18 protein-coding genes and 1 tRNA gene are annotated in these 14,126 nt (G+C 72.8%); 9 read left to right on the forward strand and 10 right to left on the reverse strand.

Features of this window, described 5'->3' with window-relative positions:
• Positions 1–3: 3 nt before the first annotated feature.
• The 4 genes from ACIA5G_RS25790 to ACIA5G_RS25805 form a co-directional block, all read right to left on the reverse strand.
• Complete coding sequence (locus ACIA5G_RS25790; RefSeq protein ID WP_395927458.1) at positions 4–840, reverse strand: haloalkane dehalogenase; 837 nt, start codon at positions 838–840, stop codon at positions 4–6.
• Between the two features lie 12 nt (positions 841–852).
• Positions 853–1,299, reverse strand: coding sequence for a MarR family winged helix-turn-helix transcriptional regulator (locus ACIA5G_RS25795; RefSeq protein ID WP_395927460.1), 447 nt, complete (start codon positions 1,297–1,299; stop codon positions 853–855).
• Positions 1,300–1,373: 74 nt separating this feature from the next.
• Positions 1,374–2,600: a kynureninase gene (locus ACIA5G_RS25800; protein ID WP_395928008.1), complete on the reverse strand. Its 1,227-nt coding sequence runs from the start codon at positions 2,598–2,600 to the stop codon at positions 1,374–1,376.
• Positions 2,597–2,968 (reverse strand): DUF5997 family protein, encoded by a 372-nt coding sequence (locus tag ACIA5G_RS25805; RefSeq protein WP_395927462.1) that lies wholly within the window; start codon positions 2,966–2,968, stop codon positions 2,597–2,599. The genes ACIA5G_RS25800 and ACIA5G_RS25805 overlap by 4 nt, the downstream gene beginning before the upstream one ends.
• Positions 2,969–3,010: 42 nt before the next feature.
• On the opposite strand from ACIA5G_RS25805, the gene ACIA5G_RS25810 reads away from it, so the two are divergent.
• Positions 3,011–3,721, forward strand: coding sequence for a LysR family substrate-binding domain-containing protein (locus ACIA5G_RS25810; RefSeq protein ID WP_395927464.1), 711 nt, complete (start codon positions 3,011–3,013; stop codon positions 3,719–3,721).
• A gap of 3 nt (positions 3,722–3,724) precedes the next feature.
• Here ACIA5G_RS25810 and ACIA5G_RS25815 read toward each other — a convergent pair whose 3' ends face one another.
• A complete protein-coding gene (locus ACIA5G_RS25815; protein ID WP_395927466.1) occupies positions 3,725–4,006 on the reverse strand; it encodes an isoamylase in 282 nt (93 codons plus the stop codon).
• A 206-nt stretch (positions 4,007–4,212) separates the two neighbouring features.
• Between ACIA5G_RS25815 and ACIA5G_RS25820 the strand changes: the two genes are divergently transcribed.
• Positions 4,213–4,728: a hypothetical protein gene (locus tag ACIA5G_RS25820; protein ID WP_395927468.1), complete on the forward strand. Its 516-nt coding sequence runs from the start codon at positions 4,213–4,215 to the stop codon at positions 4,726–4,728.
• 64 nt (positions 4,729–4,792) lie between these two features.
• Entirely contained in the window at positions 4,793–5,011 is a 219-nt protein-coding gene (locus ACIA5G_RS25825; RefSeq protein ID WP_395927470.1) for a hypothetical protein, read from the forward strand.
• A 587-nt stretch (positions 5,012–5,598) separates the two neighbouring features.
• On the opposite strand, the gene ACIA5G_RS25830 is transcribed toward ACIA5G_RS25825, so the two are convergent.
• Positions 5,599–6,594: a hypothetical protein gene (locus ACIA5G_RS25830; protein ID WP_395927472.1), complete on the reverse strand. Its 996-nt coding sequence runs from the start codon at positions 6,592–6,594 to the stop codon at positions 5,599–5,601.
• Positions 6,595–6,771: 177 nt separating this feature from the next.
• Between ACIA5G_RS25830 and ACIA5G_RS25835 the strand changes: the two genes are divergently transcribed.
• Genes ACIA5G_RS25835 through ACIA5G_RS25845 form a run of 3 tightly spaced genes read left to right on the forward strand, consistent with a single transcriptional unit; the run spans position 6,772 to position 9,173 of the window.
• Positions 6,772–7,731 (forward strand): hypothetical protein, encoded by a 960-nt coding sequence (locus tag ACIA5G_RS25835; protein WP_395927474.1) that lies wholly within the window; start codon positions 6,772–6,774, stop codon positions 7,729–7,731.
• A 45-nt stretch (positions 7,732–7,776) separates the two neighbouring features.
• Positions 7,777–8,577 (forward strand): metalloregulator ArsR/SmtB family transcription factor, encoded by an 801-nt coding sequence (locus tag ACIA5G_RS25840; RefSeq protein WP_395927476.1) that lies wholly within the window; start codon positions 7,777–7,779, stop codon positions 8,575–8,577.
• Complete coding sequence (locus ACIA5G_RS25845) at positions 8,574–9,173, forward strand: dihydrofolate reductase family protein (RefSeq protein ID WP_395927478.1); 600 nt, start codon at positions 8,574–8,576, stop codon at positions 9,171–9,173. The genes ACIA5G_RS25840 and ACIA5G_RS25845 overlap by 4 nt, the downstream gene beginning before the upstream one ends.
• A gap of 184 nt (positions 9,174–9,357) precedes the next feature.
• On the opposite strand, the gene ACIA5G_RS25850 is transcribed toward ACIA5G_RS25845, so the two are convergent.
• Positions 9,358–9,431: transfer RNA gene (locus tag ACIA5G_RS25850), tRNA-Ile, on the reverse strand.
• Positions 9,432–9,617: 186 nt separating this feature from the next.
• On the opposite strand from ACIA5G_RS25850, the gene ACIA5G_RS25855 reads away from it, so the two are divergent.
• Positions 9,618–9,908 (forward strand): hypothetical protein, encoded by a 291-nt coding sequence (locus ACIA5G_RS25855; RefSeq protein ID WP_395927480.1) that lies wholly within the window; start codon positions 9,618–9,620, stop codon positions 9,906–9,908.
• A 25-nt stretch (positions 9,909–9,933) separates the two neighbouring features.
• Here ACIA5G_RS25855 and ACIA5G_RS25860 read toward each other — a convergent pair whose 3' ends face one another.
• Positions 9,934–10,392, reverse strand: a complete 459-nt coding sequence (locus ACIA5G_RS25860; protein WP_395927482.1) for a hypothetical protein — start codon at positions 10,390–10,392, stop codon at positions 9,934–9,936.
• A gap of 119 nt (positions 10,393–10,511) precedes the next feature.
• Here ACIA5G_RS25860 and ACIA5G_RS25865 point away from each other — a divergent pair, with 119 nt between their 5' ends.
• Entirely contained in the window at positions 10,512–11,492 is a 981-nt protein-coding gene (locus ACIA5G_RS25865) for a teichoic acid biosynthesis protein C (protein ID WP_395927484.1), read from the forward strand.
• A gap of 98 nt (positions 11,493–11,590) precedes the next feature.
• Here the strand turns inward: ACIA5G_RS25865 and ACIA5G_RS25870 are convergent, their stop codons facing one another.
• On the reverse strand, positions 11,591–12,565 hold the full coding sequence (locus ACIA5G_RS25870) for a bile acid:sodium symporter family protein (RefSeq protein ID WP_395927486.1): 975 nt from the start codon (positions 12,563–12,565) through the stop codon (positions 11,591–11,593).
• A 96-nt stretch (positions 12,566–12,661) separates the two neighbouring features.
• Between ACIA5G_RS25870 and ACIA5G_RS25875 the strand changes: the two genes are divergently transcribed.
• A complete protein-coding gene (locus ACIA5G_RS25875) occupies positions 12,662–13,495 on the forward strand; it encodes a LysR family transcriptional regulator (protein ID WP_395927488.1) in 834 nt (277 codons plus the stop codon).
• Here the strand turns inward: ACIA5G_RS25875 and ACIA5G_RS25880 are convergent, their stop codons facing one another.
• On the reverse strand, positions 13,496–14,089 hold the full coding sequence (locus ACIA5G_RS25880; protein WP_395928010.1) for a sigma-70 family RNA polymerase sigma factor: 594 nt from the start codon (positions 14,087–14,089) through the stop codon (positions 13,496–13,498). It lies immediately after the preceding gene.
• Between the last annotated feature and the right edge of the window lie 37 nt (positions 14,090–14,126).

Here is a 14,126-nt window from a genome sequence, read left to right on the forward strand (position 1 = left end):
CGGTCAGCGGAGGCCGTGCCGGTCCAGCCACGCGGAGATCTCGGCGCCGATCTCCTTGGGCCGGTCCTCGTGCGCGTGGTGCCCGGCCTCCCCGCAGGCGACGACGTCCAGCGCGACGATGTTCTCCTCGCACCAGCGGGTCATCCGCTCGCCGATGAGCAGCGTGGGCGAGCCGTCGAACGTCATGAGCAGCTTCGGCGTGCCGGTGCTGGTGGCCAGCCACTCGTCGTAGGCCTCGATGCGCGTGACGAGCCCGGCCGGCTCACCACCGAGCGGCAGCTGCCGTGCCCAGGCGAGCACCGGACGGCGGCTCTCGGGGGTCGGGAACGGCGCGAGGTAGGCGGCGAGGTCGTCGTCGCCGACCGGCGTGCGGACCCCGCCGGTGAACGCCTGCCGGATGAACAGGTCCTGGGTCAGCACCATGTCTTCGCCGATCCCCGGTGTGCGGATCTTCTTCGACCGCTCGGCCGCCTGGGGTGACAGGTCGTCCCAGGCCATCGGCTTCACGATGGTTTCGAAGAACGCGAGCCCGCGCACCCGCCCCGGGTGGCGGGCGGCGTGGTCGAAGGCGAGCGCGCCACCCCAGTCGTGCCCGACGAGCACGACGTCGTCCAGGCCGAGCGCGTCGAACCAGGTGTCGAGGTACCGCGCGTGGTCGGCGAAGGTGTAGTCGATGTCGGGCTTATCCGAGCGGCCCATGCCGATGAGGTCGGGCGTGATGAGCCGCCCGCCGCCGACGTGGGGGAGGACGTGGCGCCAGCCGTGGGACGAACCGGGATTGCCGTGCAGGAAGACGATCGGGGCGCCGTCGCCGGATTCTTCGTGGTGGAGTTCGGGCATTTCCTTGTCCCTTCAGGGATCCAGCGGGGTGTCGAGCAGCAGGGTGAGCTCGCGGACGAAGGTCTCGGTGCGCTCGCCGGCCCGCCCGCCGAGGGGGGCGAGGAGCCGGTCGAGCAGCCCCCGGACGGTGCTGATCGCCGGCCGCACGACCTCGCGGCCGCGGTCGGTGAGCGTCAGCCGGACGGTCCGCGTGTCCGCGGCGTCCCGGGTGCGTTCGATGAGCCCGTCGGTGTCGAGGGCACGGGCGAGCTTGGAGACGTAGAGCGCTTCGAGCCCGGTCTCGTCGGCCAGTTCACGCTGGCTCGGGGTGCGCCCGGCGCGTTCCAGGCCGAAGAGTGTCGAGAGGAGGACGTACTGGGCGTGCGTCAGCCCCATCGGCGCCAGGGCGCGATCGACGGCTACGCGCCACTTCATGGAGAGTCGCCAGACGAGGTGGCCCGGGGTGGGTGAGCCGCTCATGAGAAATACAGTACATGGCTACTAAGTACATGGCTACTATTCGGGACGGCACGCGCCCCGGCCTCGAAGCGGGCTCAGCCGGCGAGTTCGCGAATCCGTTCCATCGCCCGCCGCACCTCGGCGAAGCCGGTGGTCAACGGGCTCAACCCGACGCGGATCCCGTCAGGACGGCGGAAGTCGATGAGCACCCCGTGCTCGATGAAGACCCGCGCAAGCCGTTCGGCGTCGGGATGGCGGAGCGTCACATGCCCGCCGCGGCGGGCGTCGTCGCGGGGGGACGCCACGGTGAACCCGAGTGGGACCAGCCACGCGTCCGCGAGGTCGAGCACCCACTGCCCCAGCGCCACGGCTTTCGCCCGCACCCGCGAGATCCCCGCTTCGGCCAGCAGCGCGACACCCTCCTGGACACCGACCATGCCGAGCACCGGCGGAGTGCCGGACAGCGCCCGCCGGATGCCGGGCGCGGGCACGTAGTGCGCTGCCATGCCGAAGGTGTCGGCCGCGCCCATCCAGCCCGTGATCGGCTGGCCGAACGCTTCGTGGTGCCGCGAACTCACGTAGAGGAACGCGGGCGCGCCGGGCCCCGCGTTGAGGAATTTGTACGTGCAGCCGACGGCGAAGTCGGCGCCGCCGGCGTCCAGCTCGACCGGGATCGAGCCGGCGCTGTGGCAGAGGTCCCAGACGGCGAGGCCGCCGCGCTCGTGGACCACCCGCGTGATCGCGGTGAGGTCCGCGATCACCGCCGAGCGGTAGTCCACATGGGACAGCACGACCGCCGCGGTCCGCGGGCCGGTGACCGCCGCGACGTCCTCGGCGCGGACGCCGTCGACCGGATCCGCCTCGATCCACCGGACCGCGCGGCCGAGTTCGGCGGCGACACTCTCGACGAGGAACCGGTCGGTCGGGAAGTTCGCGGTGTCCGTGACGATCTCGTCGCGTCCCGGCCGGAGCGCGGCCGCCGCCCGGAGCACCTTGTAGAGGCACACCGACGTCGAATCGGCGACGATCGTCTGCCCGGGCGCCGCACCGAGCGCGACGCGGCCGAGCTCGTCACCGATCTGCTCGGGCAGCGCGAGCCAGCGCTCCTCCCACGATCGGATGAGCCGGGCGCCCCACTCGTCGCCGACGACCTCCTGCAGCCGCTCGGCGGTGGCGCGCAACGGGCGGCCCAGCGAGTTGCCGTCGAGGTAGGCGACCACACCGGGATCGGTGATCGGGACGAACCGGTCCCGGAACCCGGCGAGGTCGTCGGCGGCGTCGAGCCGCTCGGCTCGCTCGGCGGAGACGTCCGCGGCGGTCAGTTCTTCTCCTCCTTGACCCGGGCCGCTTCCTTGCGCACCTCGGCCTGGGTGGCGCGCTCGCGCACCAGCCACTCGGGGCTCTCCGTCTTCAGCGCTTCGATCTGCTCGGTGGTGAGCGGGTCGGTGATCCCGCCGCGGGTGAGGCCGCCGATGGAGACGCCCAGCTTCGCCGCGACGACCTGCCGCGGGTGCGGGCCGGTGCGGCGCAGCTCCCGCAGCCACTCGGGCGGCTCGGCCTGCAGCGCGTTCAGCTCGTCGCGCGAGACGACGCCCTCCTGGAACTCCGCGGGCGTGGCTTCGAGGTACACACCCAGTTTCTTCGCCGCCGTCGCGGCCTTCATGGTCTGGGTGGTTTTGTGCGACGTCATGCCGTCCAGGGTAGCCAGCGTCACTCCCGGTAACCTGACCCGGTGACCGACCCCGCCTCTTTCAAGCTCGCGTACGTCCCGGGAGCGACCCCCGCCAAGTGGGTGCGGACCTGGGGTGAGCGGGTGCCGGCGGTCCCGCTGGTCCTCGTCCCGGTCGCCGCCGCCGACGCGACCGGCCTGCTGCGCGAGCGCGGCGCCGACGCGGCACTGTTGCGGTCGCCGATCGACCGCGACGGCCTGCACGCGATCCCGCTCTACACCGAGACGACGGTGGTCGTGGTGCCGAAGGACCACCTGGTGGCGGCGGCCGACGAAGTGTCCGTCGTGGACCTGGCGGACGAGGTCGTGCTGCACCCGCTTGACGACACGCTGGAGTGGCCGCAGCTGCCGGGCCGCGCGGCGATGGAGCGGCCAGAGACGACAGCCGACGCGATCGAGCTGGTGGCGGCCGGTGTCGGCGTGCTGCTCGTCCCGCAGTCGCTCGCCCGGCTGCACCACCGCCGTGACCTCACCTACCGGCCGGTCGGGGACGCGCCGCAGTCGAGCGTCGCGTTGTCGTGGCTGGAGGACGAGACGTCCGACCTGATGGAGCAGTTCATCGGCGTTGTGCGCGGCCGCACGGTCAACAGCACGCGCGGACGCCCGCAGCAGGAGCCGGCGGAACGCAAGCGCCCGAAGCCCGTCGCGAAAAAGCCGGTCCGGCGAAGCGGCGGCGGACCGGCGAAGCGCGGGAAGCCGCGCCGCCGGTCCTGACCGTCAGTTCGTCGAGCAGACGCAGTTGCCGCCGTCGCGGTCGGGCAAATCGGGGTCGTCGAACCAGAAGCCGTTCTCGCCGAGGTAGCGGAACTCGAGCACGGTGCCGGGCGCCACGTCGACCGACGTCGAGCGGCGGCCGTTGGAGCGCGGGGTGAGGTGGTGCCGGCCGGGCGTCCAGTCGTTGAACGACCCGACGACGCTGACCCGCCCGGGCGGCGCGCCGATCGGGAGGCTGAAGGTGACGCGCTGGGTGCCGGCCCGGCTCTTGCTGATCTTGATCACTCGGTGGCGGCCTTTCGCGGGTAACGGTCGGAGGACGTGCTCGGCACTGAGCGCCGACATGATCGCATAGTTGTGACGGTTTGGTCACGCGCAGTGCCCGAAGGGGTTACGACGCCGCTCAACGGTTCGCCACCGACCGGGTGGTCCTGCCGCGAACCATGATCATCTTGCTGCCGGAGCTGTGCTCCGGTGCGAGACTGGCTGCCGTGACCGTCACCGTTGATCGTCATGTCGAAGACCCGTGTGCCTGGCTCGGCGCCGTCACCCACGACCTCGCCGGCCTCCACCCGGCTGACACCCGCGCGGTGCTCCGCGCGGTGTGGGACGGGCTGGTTGTCGCCAGGCTGGCCGGGCTGCACGCCGCCGCGGTTTCGCCGCGCTGGCAGGCCCGGCAGCGTCACGCCGAAGCGGTCGAGTTCGATCTCGCCGTGCAGCTGGCGCGCGACTGGACCGCCGGCAGCGGCCTGGCCATCCCGGCCGGGCTGCCGGGAGCCGCGGTCGACTGGCCCGTCGAGCGGGCCGACGCCGCGGTCGCCGCGATCGTCTCCTTCTGCGGCACCGCCGAAGCGGCGCTGCGCAAGGCGGGCGAGCTGACCCCGGTGTGGGAGGACAGCCTCCTCGGCCCGGTCGCCCTGACCCATTGGCTCGCCGACTGCTGGCGAGGCGGCCACACCGGCTGCCCGTTGCGGCTGCCGGCGCCCCCGCCGCCCTGGTGGCGCTGAAGCCCGTGTCCGTCAGGTGATGGCTGGGCCGGCCGAAGCCGGCGCCGGGCGAGAGGAGGCCGGGGTGACCGAAGCATCGGCCCCGCTCTCGAGACTCACGGACGCCGCACGAGCGGCCGTGCAGGCGCTGTTGCTGACGGAGCTGACAACGGCGTGGACCCGAGCGCGGGCAGCGGGGTGCCCACCGGCGCTGCTGACTGAAGTGTTCGAGGCACGCCGGAGCCCGATGTCCGCGGACGGCGAGTGGTGCGAGCCGGGGGTGGCCGGGGAATGCGGTGGTTAGCCGGTTGGCTGCCGCCGGTCGCCGAGTCCCGGCCCGGACGGTGGTGGTCGGTGGCCGGGAACGGTGGCCACCGGCCGGACCGGGTCGGTGAGTGCGGTGGCCGGCCGGTCGCCGGCGGCGGGCCGCTGCCGAGCCGGGCGAGTCGCCAGGTGTCGGCGTGCGCGCGGCGGTAACCCGGTGGCTGGGCGCTTCCGGCGCGGTCGGCGTGACCCGGCCGAGCCGAGTGCGGTCGGCGGGTGCGCGGCGAACCGATCGTGTGCGCGCGGCGGTAACCGGGTGGCTGGGCGCTGCCGGCGCGGTCGGCATGGCCCGGCCGAGCCGGGTCCGGTTGGCGGCTGCGCGGCGAACCGATCGTGTGCGCGCGGCGGTAACCGGGTGGCTGGGCGTTGCCGGTGCGGTCGGCGTGACCCGGCCGGGCCGGGTCCGGTCGGCGGCTGCGCGGCGAACCGACCGTGTGCGCGCGGCGGTCACCCGGTGGCTGGGCGCTGCCGGCGCGGTCGGCATGACTGGGCCGAGCCGAGTCCGGTCGGCAGCTGCGCGGCGGACCGACCGTCGGCCGCCGCGCACTCGCACCTGCGCCACCGGCTTCAGCGGTCCAGCACCGCCAGCACCGTCGCCACGATCCGCTCCAGCCGGGCCGGGTCGGCCAGGGCTGCGCTCAGCCAGTCGTCACGGGCGGATCCCTGGTGCAGCACCAGGTCGGGCCGGTCGCCGAACAGCAGCCGGACGATCGCGGTGACCGCCAGCGCCGGTTCGTGGCCGCGGTCGAGGCGGGCTTCGATCGCCTTCAGCGCCTGCTCGGCCAGGCCCGCGAGGCGGGCGTCCTCGATCTCGTGCGGGCGGGCCAGCTCCAGCGCCGGGAGGTCGGCCGGGCTGTCCGCCGGCGCCGGGGCGACCGGGGCCTGCTTGTGCCCGAGCGGGCGCTCGACGTGCGCCGCGTGCCACTTCGGGCGGGTTCGCATGGCGGCCAGGACCTTCCGCACTTCGCGGTCGAGCGTGTCGCGGTCGGCCACCGGCTCGCCGGTGACCTCCGCGCGCCGGGCGGCCCAGCCGTCCAGGGGCCACAGCTCGGCGCCCGCGGTGGCCGGCACCCCGGCCCACGTCATGATCTGGACGGCCAGGTCGCACAACCACGGATCACCGCCGAGCGCGTCGCCCAGCCAAGCCGGGAGACGAGGTCGTTGCAGGGCCCCGATTTCGCCGCGCCGCCGGCGGTGCGCGTCGACCGTCGCCGGGTTCAGGCGGGTGGCCAGCCAGCCTTCGAGGTTCTCGATCGGGTCGACGGCCCGCCGCAGCGCGTGCTCGACCACCGCTTCGACGTCGTCGTGGAAGCGGTCGAGGCACTCGGGCCGCAGCCAGCGGAGCCCGCGGGCGCAGTCCGGGTGCCGGCGCTGCCGCTCCAGCGGCTTGGTGATCCGCGTGAAGACCAGCGGCCAGGCCACGGTGTACACCGCGCCGCGCAGCCGGGCGAGGTCGCCGGGCCGGGCGGCCGAAGCCGCGTCCGCGAGCAGGCCGTCGCGGGCCAGCCGACGCAGCCCCGCGACGTCGGCCGGCCCGATCGCCGGGTGGGTGGTGTCGAGCAACGGTCCTCCCCGGAGTCGTCGACCGGGAAATGGTCGAACAGCGGGAGAACCGGCAAAGGCCCGCGCCAGGCCGAATCCGGGCCGCACTGGCCACGCGCTGGCCAACCGGGAATCACCTGATCAGCGCAGCTGATACCCCCGATCGCGCCGGAGCCCGCGTGCCACAATCGAATTCCCATGGCACACGAGGACGGTCTGCTCCGGGAACTCACCACCCTGCGCCGGGGCTGGGGGCTGGAAGCCGAACGGCTGCGCACCCGGCTCGGGCCGCTCGTCACGCAGTGGTGCGAAGTCCACCGGACGGCGAACGACCGCGAAGCGCGACGCGTTTTGCGGGAGGCGATCACGGCCGCCATCGCCGAGTTCCCGGCCGACGACCGGCTGGCGGTGAACGTCGCGCTGGGCATCGCCCCCGGCACGCAGCACCCCCTGCTCAGCGCCCGGGTCGAGGTGCTGGCCGAACGGCTGCGCGTCTCGGCGCGCACGGCGCGCCGGCGGATCGACCGCGCCTTCGCCCGGCTCGCCGCCGAGATCGAGGCCGGCGCCCGCCCCGGCGAAGGTGTGCCCGACCCGGAGAAGGGCTGGTTCGTCAAGCGGGTCAAGGCACTCGTGCGGCTGGACACCGACGAGCCGGAGCTGATCGAGGAACGGCTGATCGTCGCGACCCGCGACGGGCTGAGCCGGATCGCCACGCAGTTCACCGTGCCCCGCACCGAAGACGGCCGCGACGGCGAGCGGCAGGTCGACGTCGACGCCCAGCACGGCGTCCGGATCACCGGCGCCAACCGGCAGGGGCAGCGCCACTTCCGCTGGCTGCTCGACCTGCCGCGCCCGCTGTCCCGCGGCGACAGCCACACGTACTCGCTGGTGTACCGGATCCGGGACGGCCGGCCGATCCGCCCGTCGTACGCGTTCGTGCCGCTGGTGACGTGCGAGTCGCTCACCGTGCGCGTCCGCTTCGACCCGGAGAGCCCGCCGCGTGCGGTTTGGCGGCTGGACCGGGTGCCGCCGTCGGTGCTCACCGACCCGCCCGAGCCGGGCGCGACACTGCCCCTGGACGGCGCCCACGAAGTCGCGCAAGACTTCGCCGCGCCCCAGCTGGGTTACGCCTATGGCCTGCGCTGGTTGGCCAATTGAAATATTCCTTGACATGAATATTCCCGTCAATGAATACTCCGACCCATGGATCGGATCGCGGCAGCACTGGGGGACACGGCGCGGTGGCGCATGGTGGAGCTCCTCGCCGAACGTCCCCGGTCGGTCGGCGAACTGGCCGAGCTGACCGGGCTGCGGCAGCCGCAGACCACCAAGCACCTGCAGACCCTGGCCCGCACCGGGCTCGTCACCGTCTTCCCGCTCGGGCAGCGCCGCGTCTACGCCCTCGAGGCGGAACCGCTGACCGCGCTGGCGGCCCGGCTGCGCGAGCTGGCCGAAACCACCGAGGCGCACGCGGGGGAGCGGGACGTCATCGCGCGGTACCGGGTCGCGATCGAGGAGGAGTCGGCGGACGCGGACCGGGACCGGTGGGCCGACGGGCGCACCTTCGCGTTCGAGCGGGTGCTGGCCGCGCAGCGGGACGCCGTCTGGCGGCACTGGACCGACCCGGACCTGCTGGCGACCTGGTGGGTGCCGCCGTCGATGACGGTCACCGCGTGCGTCCTCGAGGCGCGCGCGGGCGGGCTCGCCGCGCTCGACTACCGGGACGCCGACGGCGTGTACCGCTCCAAAGGGTGGGTCCGCGTCGCCGACGCGCCCGGCCGCCTCGCGTTCGACCTCGCGGTGACGGGGGAAGCCTCGTTCACCGGCCACTACGACCTCGAGCTCACCGCGGTCCCGGAAGGCACGCGGCTGCGGCTCGGCTTGCGGATCACCGCCACGACCGTCGACGCCGTCCCCGCCATCGCCGGCATCGAAACCGGCTGGGGCCAGGTGCTCGACCGCCTCGCCGGAGTACTCGCCCTGGGAAAGGACCGATCACCATGACCGACTCCACCGCTCGCAGAGTGACCGCGAACCTGAGCCTCACGCTCGACGGCCGCTACACCGGCCCCGGCGGGCCCGCCGACATGGGCGCGATCCTCCCGTACGCGACCACCGAAGTCGCCCGGGGCCACCTCACCCGCATCTGGGAGAGCGCGACGACGGCGGTGCTCGGCCGCCGCAACGCCGAGGGTTTCCTGGGCTTCTGGCCGACGGTCGCCGTGGACGAGAACGCCGACCCGCGGGACCGCGGCTACGCGAAGTGGCTGGTGGACGCGGAGAAGGTGGTCTTCTCGACCACGCTGACCGCGGCGCCGTGGGAGCGCACCCGCCTGGTGAACGCCCCGGCCGCGGACGTCGTCACCGACCTGAAGGCCGTGGGGTCCGGCGACATCCTCGTCAACAGCAGCGCGAGCATCATCAAGGCGCTGCTCGCGGCGGACCTGCTCGACCGGCTGTATCTGATGATCTGCCCGGAGATCACCGGCGGCGGTCCCCGCCTGTTCGACGACGGCCTGCCCGCGTCGCGGTGGCGGCTCACCCACCACGAAACCGGCGAACTCGGAGAGCTGGCCGTGGTTTACGAACGGGTGCGCTGACGTCCACTGTGGATGGTGGGAGGCAACGGGCGGGATCAGGCCCGACCGGGTGGACCTGACGTGTCGGCGTACGAACCGGGCAAGGCGACACGCGTTGCGTACCGGGGGTCCGGGGGTTGCCCCCGGGTAGATACTGCGGGCACCGGCGAAGGTGCGCAAGCACCGAGCAGCCGGAGCCGCCTCGTGGGGCGGGCGGGGCTCGAACCCGCGGCCAAGGGATTATGAGTCCCCTGCTCTAACCAACTGAGCTACCGCCCCCTGGCCTCGGCGCGCAGGCGGCACGAGGATTTTGCATGTGCAAAGAAGACTCAGTTCGCTTCAAGTTATCACAGCGGCCATCCGGGGAGATCCGGTAGGCCAAACAGGTTGAAACGTCCGCCGACCGGCGGATGCTCGTCTAGGTTGCAAGGGCGTCGCCGCTGAACGGAACGGCGGGAGGAAGCGATGGTCACTGCACCGCGGGCCACCCCGTCCCGCCACCGGGCGATCCAGCTGGCGCTGCTCGACGCGCTCGTCGCGGGGGCTGGTTTGGGTTACCTCGCGCACCAGTACCGGGAGGCGCTCGTGGCGAACTCCGCGGCCATCGGCCTGGCGCTGCTCCTGCTGTTCGCACTCGGGTACGTGATCCGCGCCGCCGCGCGAGTCCTGTCGCGCGCGGGCTCGCGCGTCGACGCCATCTTCGCGGACGAGCTGCGGGGCAAGCCTTCGCCTTGGCCGCGTGGAAACCGTTGGTAGCCAAGGCGAAGACTGCGGATTCCGCTTAGTTGCCACTGCCAGGGGTGGTCGTCGGCGGAGGGGTCGTCATGGTCGTGGGCGGTGTTGTCATGGGAGTGGTTGGAGTCGTAGTCGGCGGCGGCGCCGCCGGAGTGCCGTAAGCCGCGTAGGTGAACCAGATCTGACCGAACGTCTTCGGCGTGGTCTGCGTGAACATCGCCCGCACCTGGAACGTGCTCGCGGTGTACGACCCCAGCACCGTGTTGAGCACAAAAGCGTTGAACGGGCTGGGCGTGTTCGGCGACACGACCACCGCCTCCGGCACCTTGCCGAGGCTGTGCGTGACGGTGCAGAAGCCGTTGCCGTCGGTCACGCAGGTGGCCTGCGCCGCCTGGACGATCGGCGCGGGTGACGGCCCGACGGCGGCCGACGCGCCGGCGAAGACCACCGCGCCCGCCGTCACCACCAGGGCGCCGGCCAGTGCTGCGAATGCGGTTCGTGCCATCACGATTCCTCCCCTGGGCGAAACGACGACTCCGGAGTCGCTCGGCCGTCCGCCGTTGTTACCCGGGATGTATCCCGGTTTGTACGTCGTGTGTACGCCGGCGGGGCAGTCTCACCCCCATGAACTTCCTTCCGATCACGACCGGCCGGCCGCTGTCCCGGCGGTCGGTGTTCCGCGCGGGCGCCGCGACCGCCGTCGCGCTCGGTGCCGGTGCGGTGTTCGCCGGGACCGCCGCCGCCGACGTTCCGGTGTCGCCCTACTTCGACATCACGCAGCCGTCGTACGACCTGTTCCGCAGCAAGATGCTGCACGAGTCGCACCACGTGATGCAGGGTTTCGCCTTCGACAACGTGAACCGCCGGCTGTTCGTCGTCCAGGCGCAGAACGGCACCTCGGGGGACGACCTGTGTGTCAACCAGGTCAGCTTCAGCGGTGAGCTGCTCGGCTCGATGCACCTGGCCCACGCCGGCCACGGGGTGTCGATCGGCGTCGAGGCGGTCGGCACCGCGTCCTACATCTGGATGGAGTGCGACGCCGACGGGACCACCACCGACGCCCGCGGCACCGCGCTGGCGCGCTTCAAGTTCGTCGACGGTGGCACGCCTTCGGTGAAGAAGTTCCTCACCGGCAGCAAGACGATCACGTGCGCCACCGACCCGGTGTACAACCGGATCGCCGTGCGCCGCAGTGAAGGCGGCAAGATGTGGTACAGCGTGTACCCGCTCGCGAGCGCCGCCGCCGGCGACTTTTCGGCGCCGCTGGCGCACTTCGCGCAGCCGGCGCTGAGCACGACGAGCGTCACCTTCCAGGGGTACACGATCCTCGGCAGCTACCTGTACACATTGGACGGTGAAGGGCACGCCGACGCCGCCGACATCAACTCCTACGTCACGCGGATCGACATGAACACCGGCGCGGTGAAGAGCCGCGCGCTGACCAAGGCCGGCGAGTCGCTGGTCTACCGCGAGCCGGAGGGCATGGCGATCTACCGCACGGCCGCCGGCGAAACCCGGCTGTTCCTCGGTTTCGGCTCGCGCAGCAGCATGGACAACATCAACCGTTACGCCAACATCTTCTACAAGAACGTCCTGGTGGGCTGAACGTGAAACTCGCGAGCACGATCCTGGCCGGCGCGCTGGCCGCCGCCGCGTTCACCGGGGACGCGGCCAGGGCTCGGGCGGCCACTGTTCCTGACCCCTTAGGCGGCCACGAGCTCCTCGGCCTGCGAAGCGGCGTAACGACGGGCCAGCGTCGCGCAGACGATCAGCTGGATCTGGTGGAACAGCATCAGCGGCAGCACGATCAGCCCCACCTGCGCGTGCCCGAACAGGACCGTCGCCATCGGGAGCCCGCTGGCCAGGCTCTTCTTCGACCCGCAGAACACGATGGTGATCCGGTCGGCGCGGGCGAAGCCCAGCAGGCGGGCGCCCCAGCCGGTCGCGCCCAGCACCGCCGCGAGCAGCACGCCGCAGACCAGCACGAGCACCAGCAGGTGGCCCACGTCGAGCCGGTGCCAGATGCCTTCGGTCATGCCCGCGCTGAACGCCGTGTAGACGACCAGCAGGATCGAGCCGCGGTCGAACACCTTGAGCGGGGCCGAATGGCGCCGGATCCAGTCGCCGATCCAGCGGCGCGCGAGCTGGCCGGCCACGAACGGCGCGAGCAGCTGCAGCACGATCCCGAGCACGGCCGAGCCGTCGACCCCGGCGCCGTCGCCGGCGAGCAGCAGCGCCACCAGCAGCGGGGTGAGCACGATCCCGGCCAGGTTGGACAGTGACGCGCTGCAGATCGCCGCCGCGACGTTGCCGCGGGCGATCGAGGTGAACGCGATCGACGACTGCACGGTCGAGGGCAGCACGGCCAGGAACAGCACGCCGGCGGCGAGCTCCGGCGGCAGCACCGACCCCGGCAGCAGACAGAGCGCCAGGCCCAGCAGCGGGAACAGGACGAACGTCGCGGCGAGCACCACCGCGTGCAGCCGCCAGTGGCGCAGCCCGTCGAGGGCCTCCTGGGTGGACAGCCGCGCGCCGTACAGGAAGAACAGCAACCCCACGGCGATCGTGGTGGCGGTGCTGAACCCACCGGCCACGGCCCCCGAAGCGGGCAGCAGGGTGGCGACACCGACGGTGGCGAGGATGGCGACGACAAACGGGTCGAATCGGAACCGGGACATGGATCTCCTTCCAGACCCATTCTCGGCGACACCCTGCTCATTGTGAACCCCGATGACCGGACTGACTGTTATCGCCGATCGCGATAAAGTGGGCGGGTGCTGGACCCGCGTCTGTGCCGTTCGTTCCTCGCCGTCGCCGAGACGCGCAGCTTCACCGCGGCCGCGCGCCGGCTGGGGGTCGGCCAGCCGACCGTCAGCCAGCACGTCCGGCGGCTCGAGCGTGACGCGGGCGGCATGCTCTTCGCGCGCGACACCCACACCGTCGAGCTCACCGCGCGCGGGCAGGCGATGCTGGGCTTCGCGCAGACCGTCGTCGACACCGAGGAACGCGCGGAGCGGCACTTCCGCGGCGCCGAGCTGCGCGGCCGCGTGCGCTTCGGCGTCTCCGAGGACTTCGCGCTCGGCGAGCTGCCGGAGATCCTGCACCGGCTGCGCCGCAGTCACCCGCTGGTGGACGTCGAGCTGACCGTCGAGCTCTCGGACGTCCTCGCGCAGCGGCTCCGCGCCGGACAGCTGGACCTGGTGCTGGGCAAGCGCCGCCCGGGCGCGCACCACGGCCGGCTGCTGTGGCGCGAGCCGCTCGTCTGGATCGGCTCGGCGGCGACGGTGCTGGAGCCCGGCCAGCCGGTGCCGCTCGTGCAGTACCCGATGCCGTCGATCACGCGGCAGCTCGCCGTCGAGTGCCTGGAGCGCGCCGGCCTCGAATGGCGGGCCGCCTGTCAGACGTCGAGCCTCACCGGCCTGCGCGCCGCGGCGGCGGCCGGGCTGGGGGTCACCCTGCACGCGCGCAGCCTCGTGCCGGCCGACCTCGTCGAGCTCGACGGCCTGCCCGAGCCCGGCGACATCGAGTTCATGCTGCTGGCGCGGGAATCCATGGAAGGGCCGGCGGCGGCGCTGGAGGAGTTCGTCCTCGAGCGCGTCCGGCGTTGATCACTCCTCCCCGGTCAGGAGTCTTCGGAGCCGGCCGAGCGCGCGGTGCTGGGCGACGCGCACGGCGCCGGGCGTCGAGGCGACCGCCGCGGCCGTCTCCTCCGCGGACAGCCCGACGACCACCCGCAGCACGACGATCTCGCGCTGCTTCGGGGGCAGCACGTCCAGCAGCCGGGCGAGCCGCTCGTTCAGCTCGAACTGCAGCGCCCGCTGCTCCGGGCCGGCGTTTTCGCTGACGCCGTCGGGGACCTCGGGCACCGGGTCGGTGCGGTTGCGGGCCGCGGCGCGGTGCGCGTCGGCGACCTTGTGCTGGGCGATGCCGTAGACGAAGGCGAGGAACGGACGGCCCTGGTCGCGGTAGGACGGCAGCGCGGTGATCACCGCGAGGCACACCTCCTGGGCGACGTCGTCCGCCGAGGCGAACGACCGCTCGTGCCGGCCGACGCGGGCCCGGCAGTAGCGCACGACCAGCGGCCGGATGGTGGCGAGCAGCCGGGCGGTCGCGGCTTCGTCCCCGGCGATCGCGTCCGCGACCGGCTCGTCGTGGCTGCGCCAGTGGCTCGGGAACGCCTCGGGTGGCGGTGTCGCGGCGATCTCCCGGACCAGGGCCCGGCCGCGGACCCGCAGGAGC

The organism is Amycolatopsis sp. NPDC051758 (assembly GCF_044453095.1).
GTDB lineage: Bacteria > Actinomycetota > Actinomycetes > Mycobacteriales > Pseudonocardiaceae > Amycolatopsis.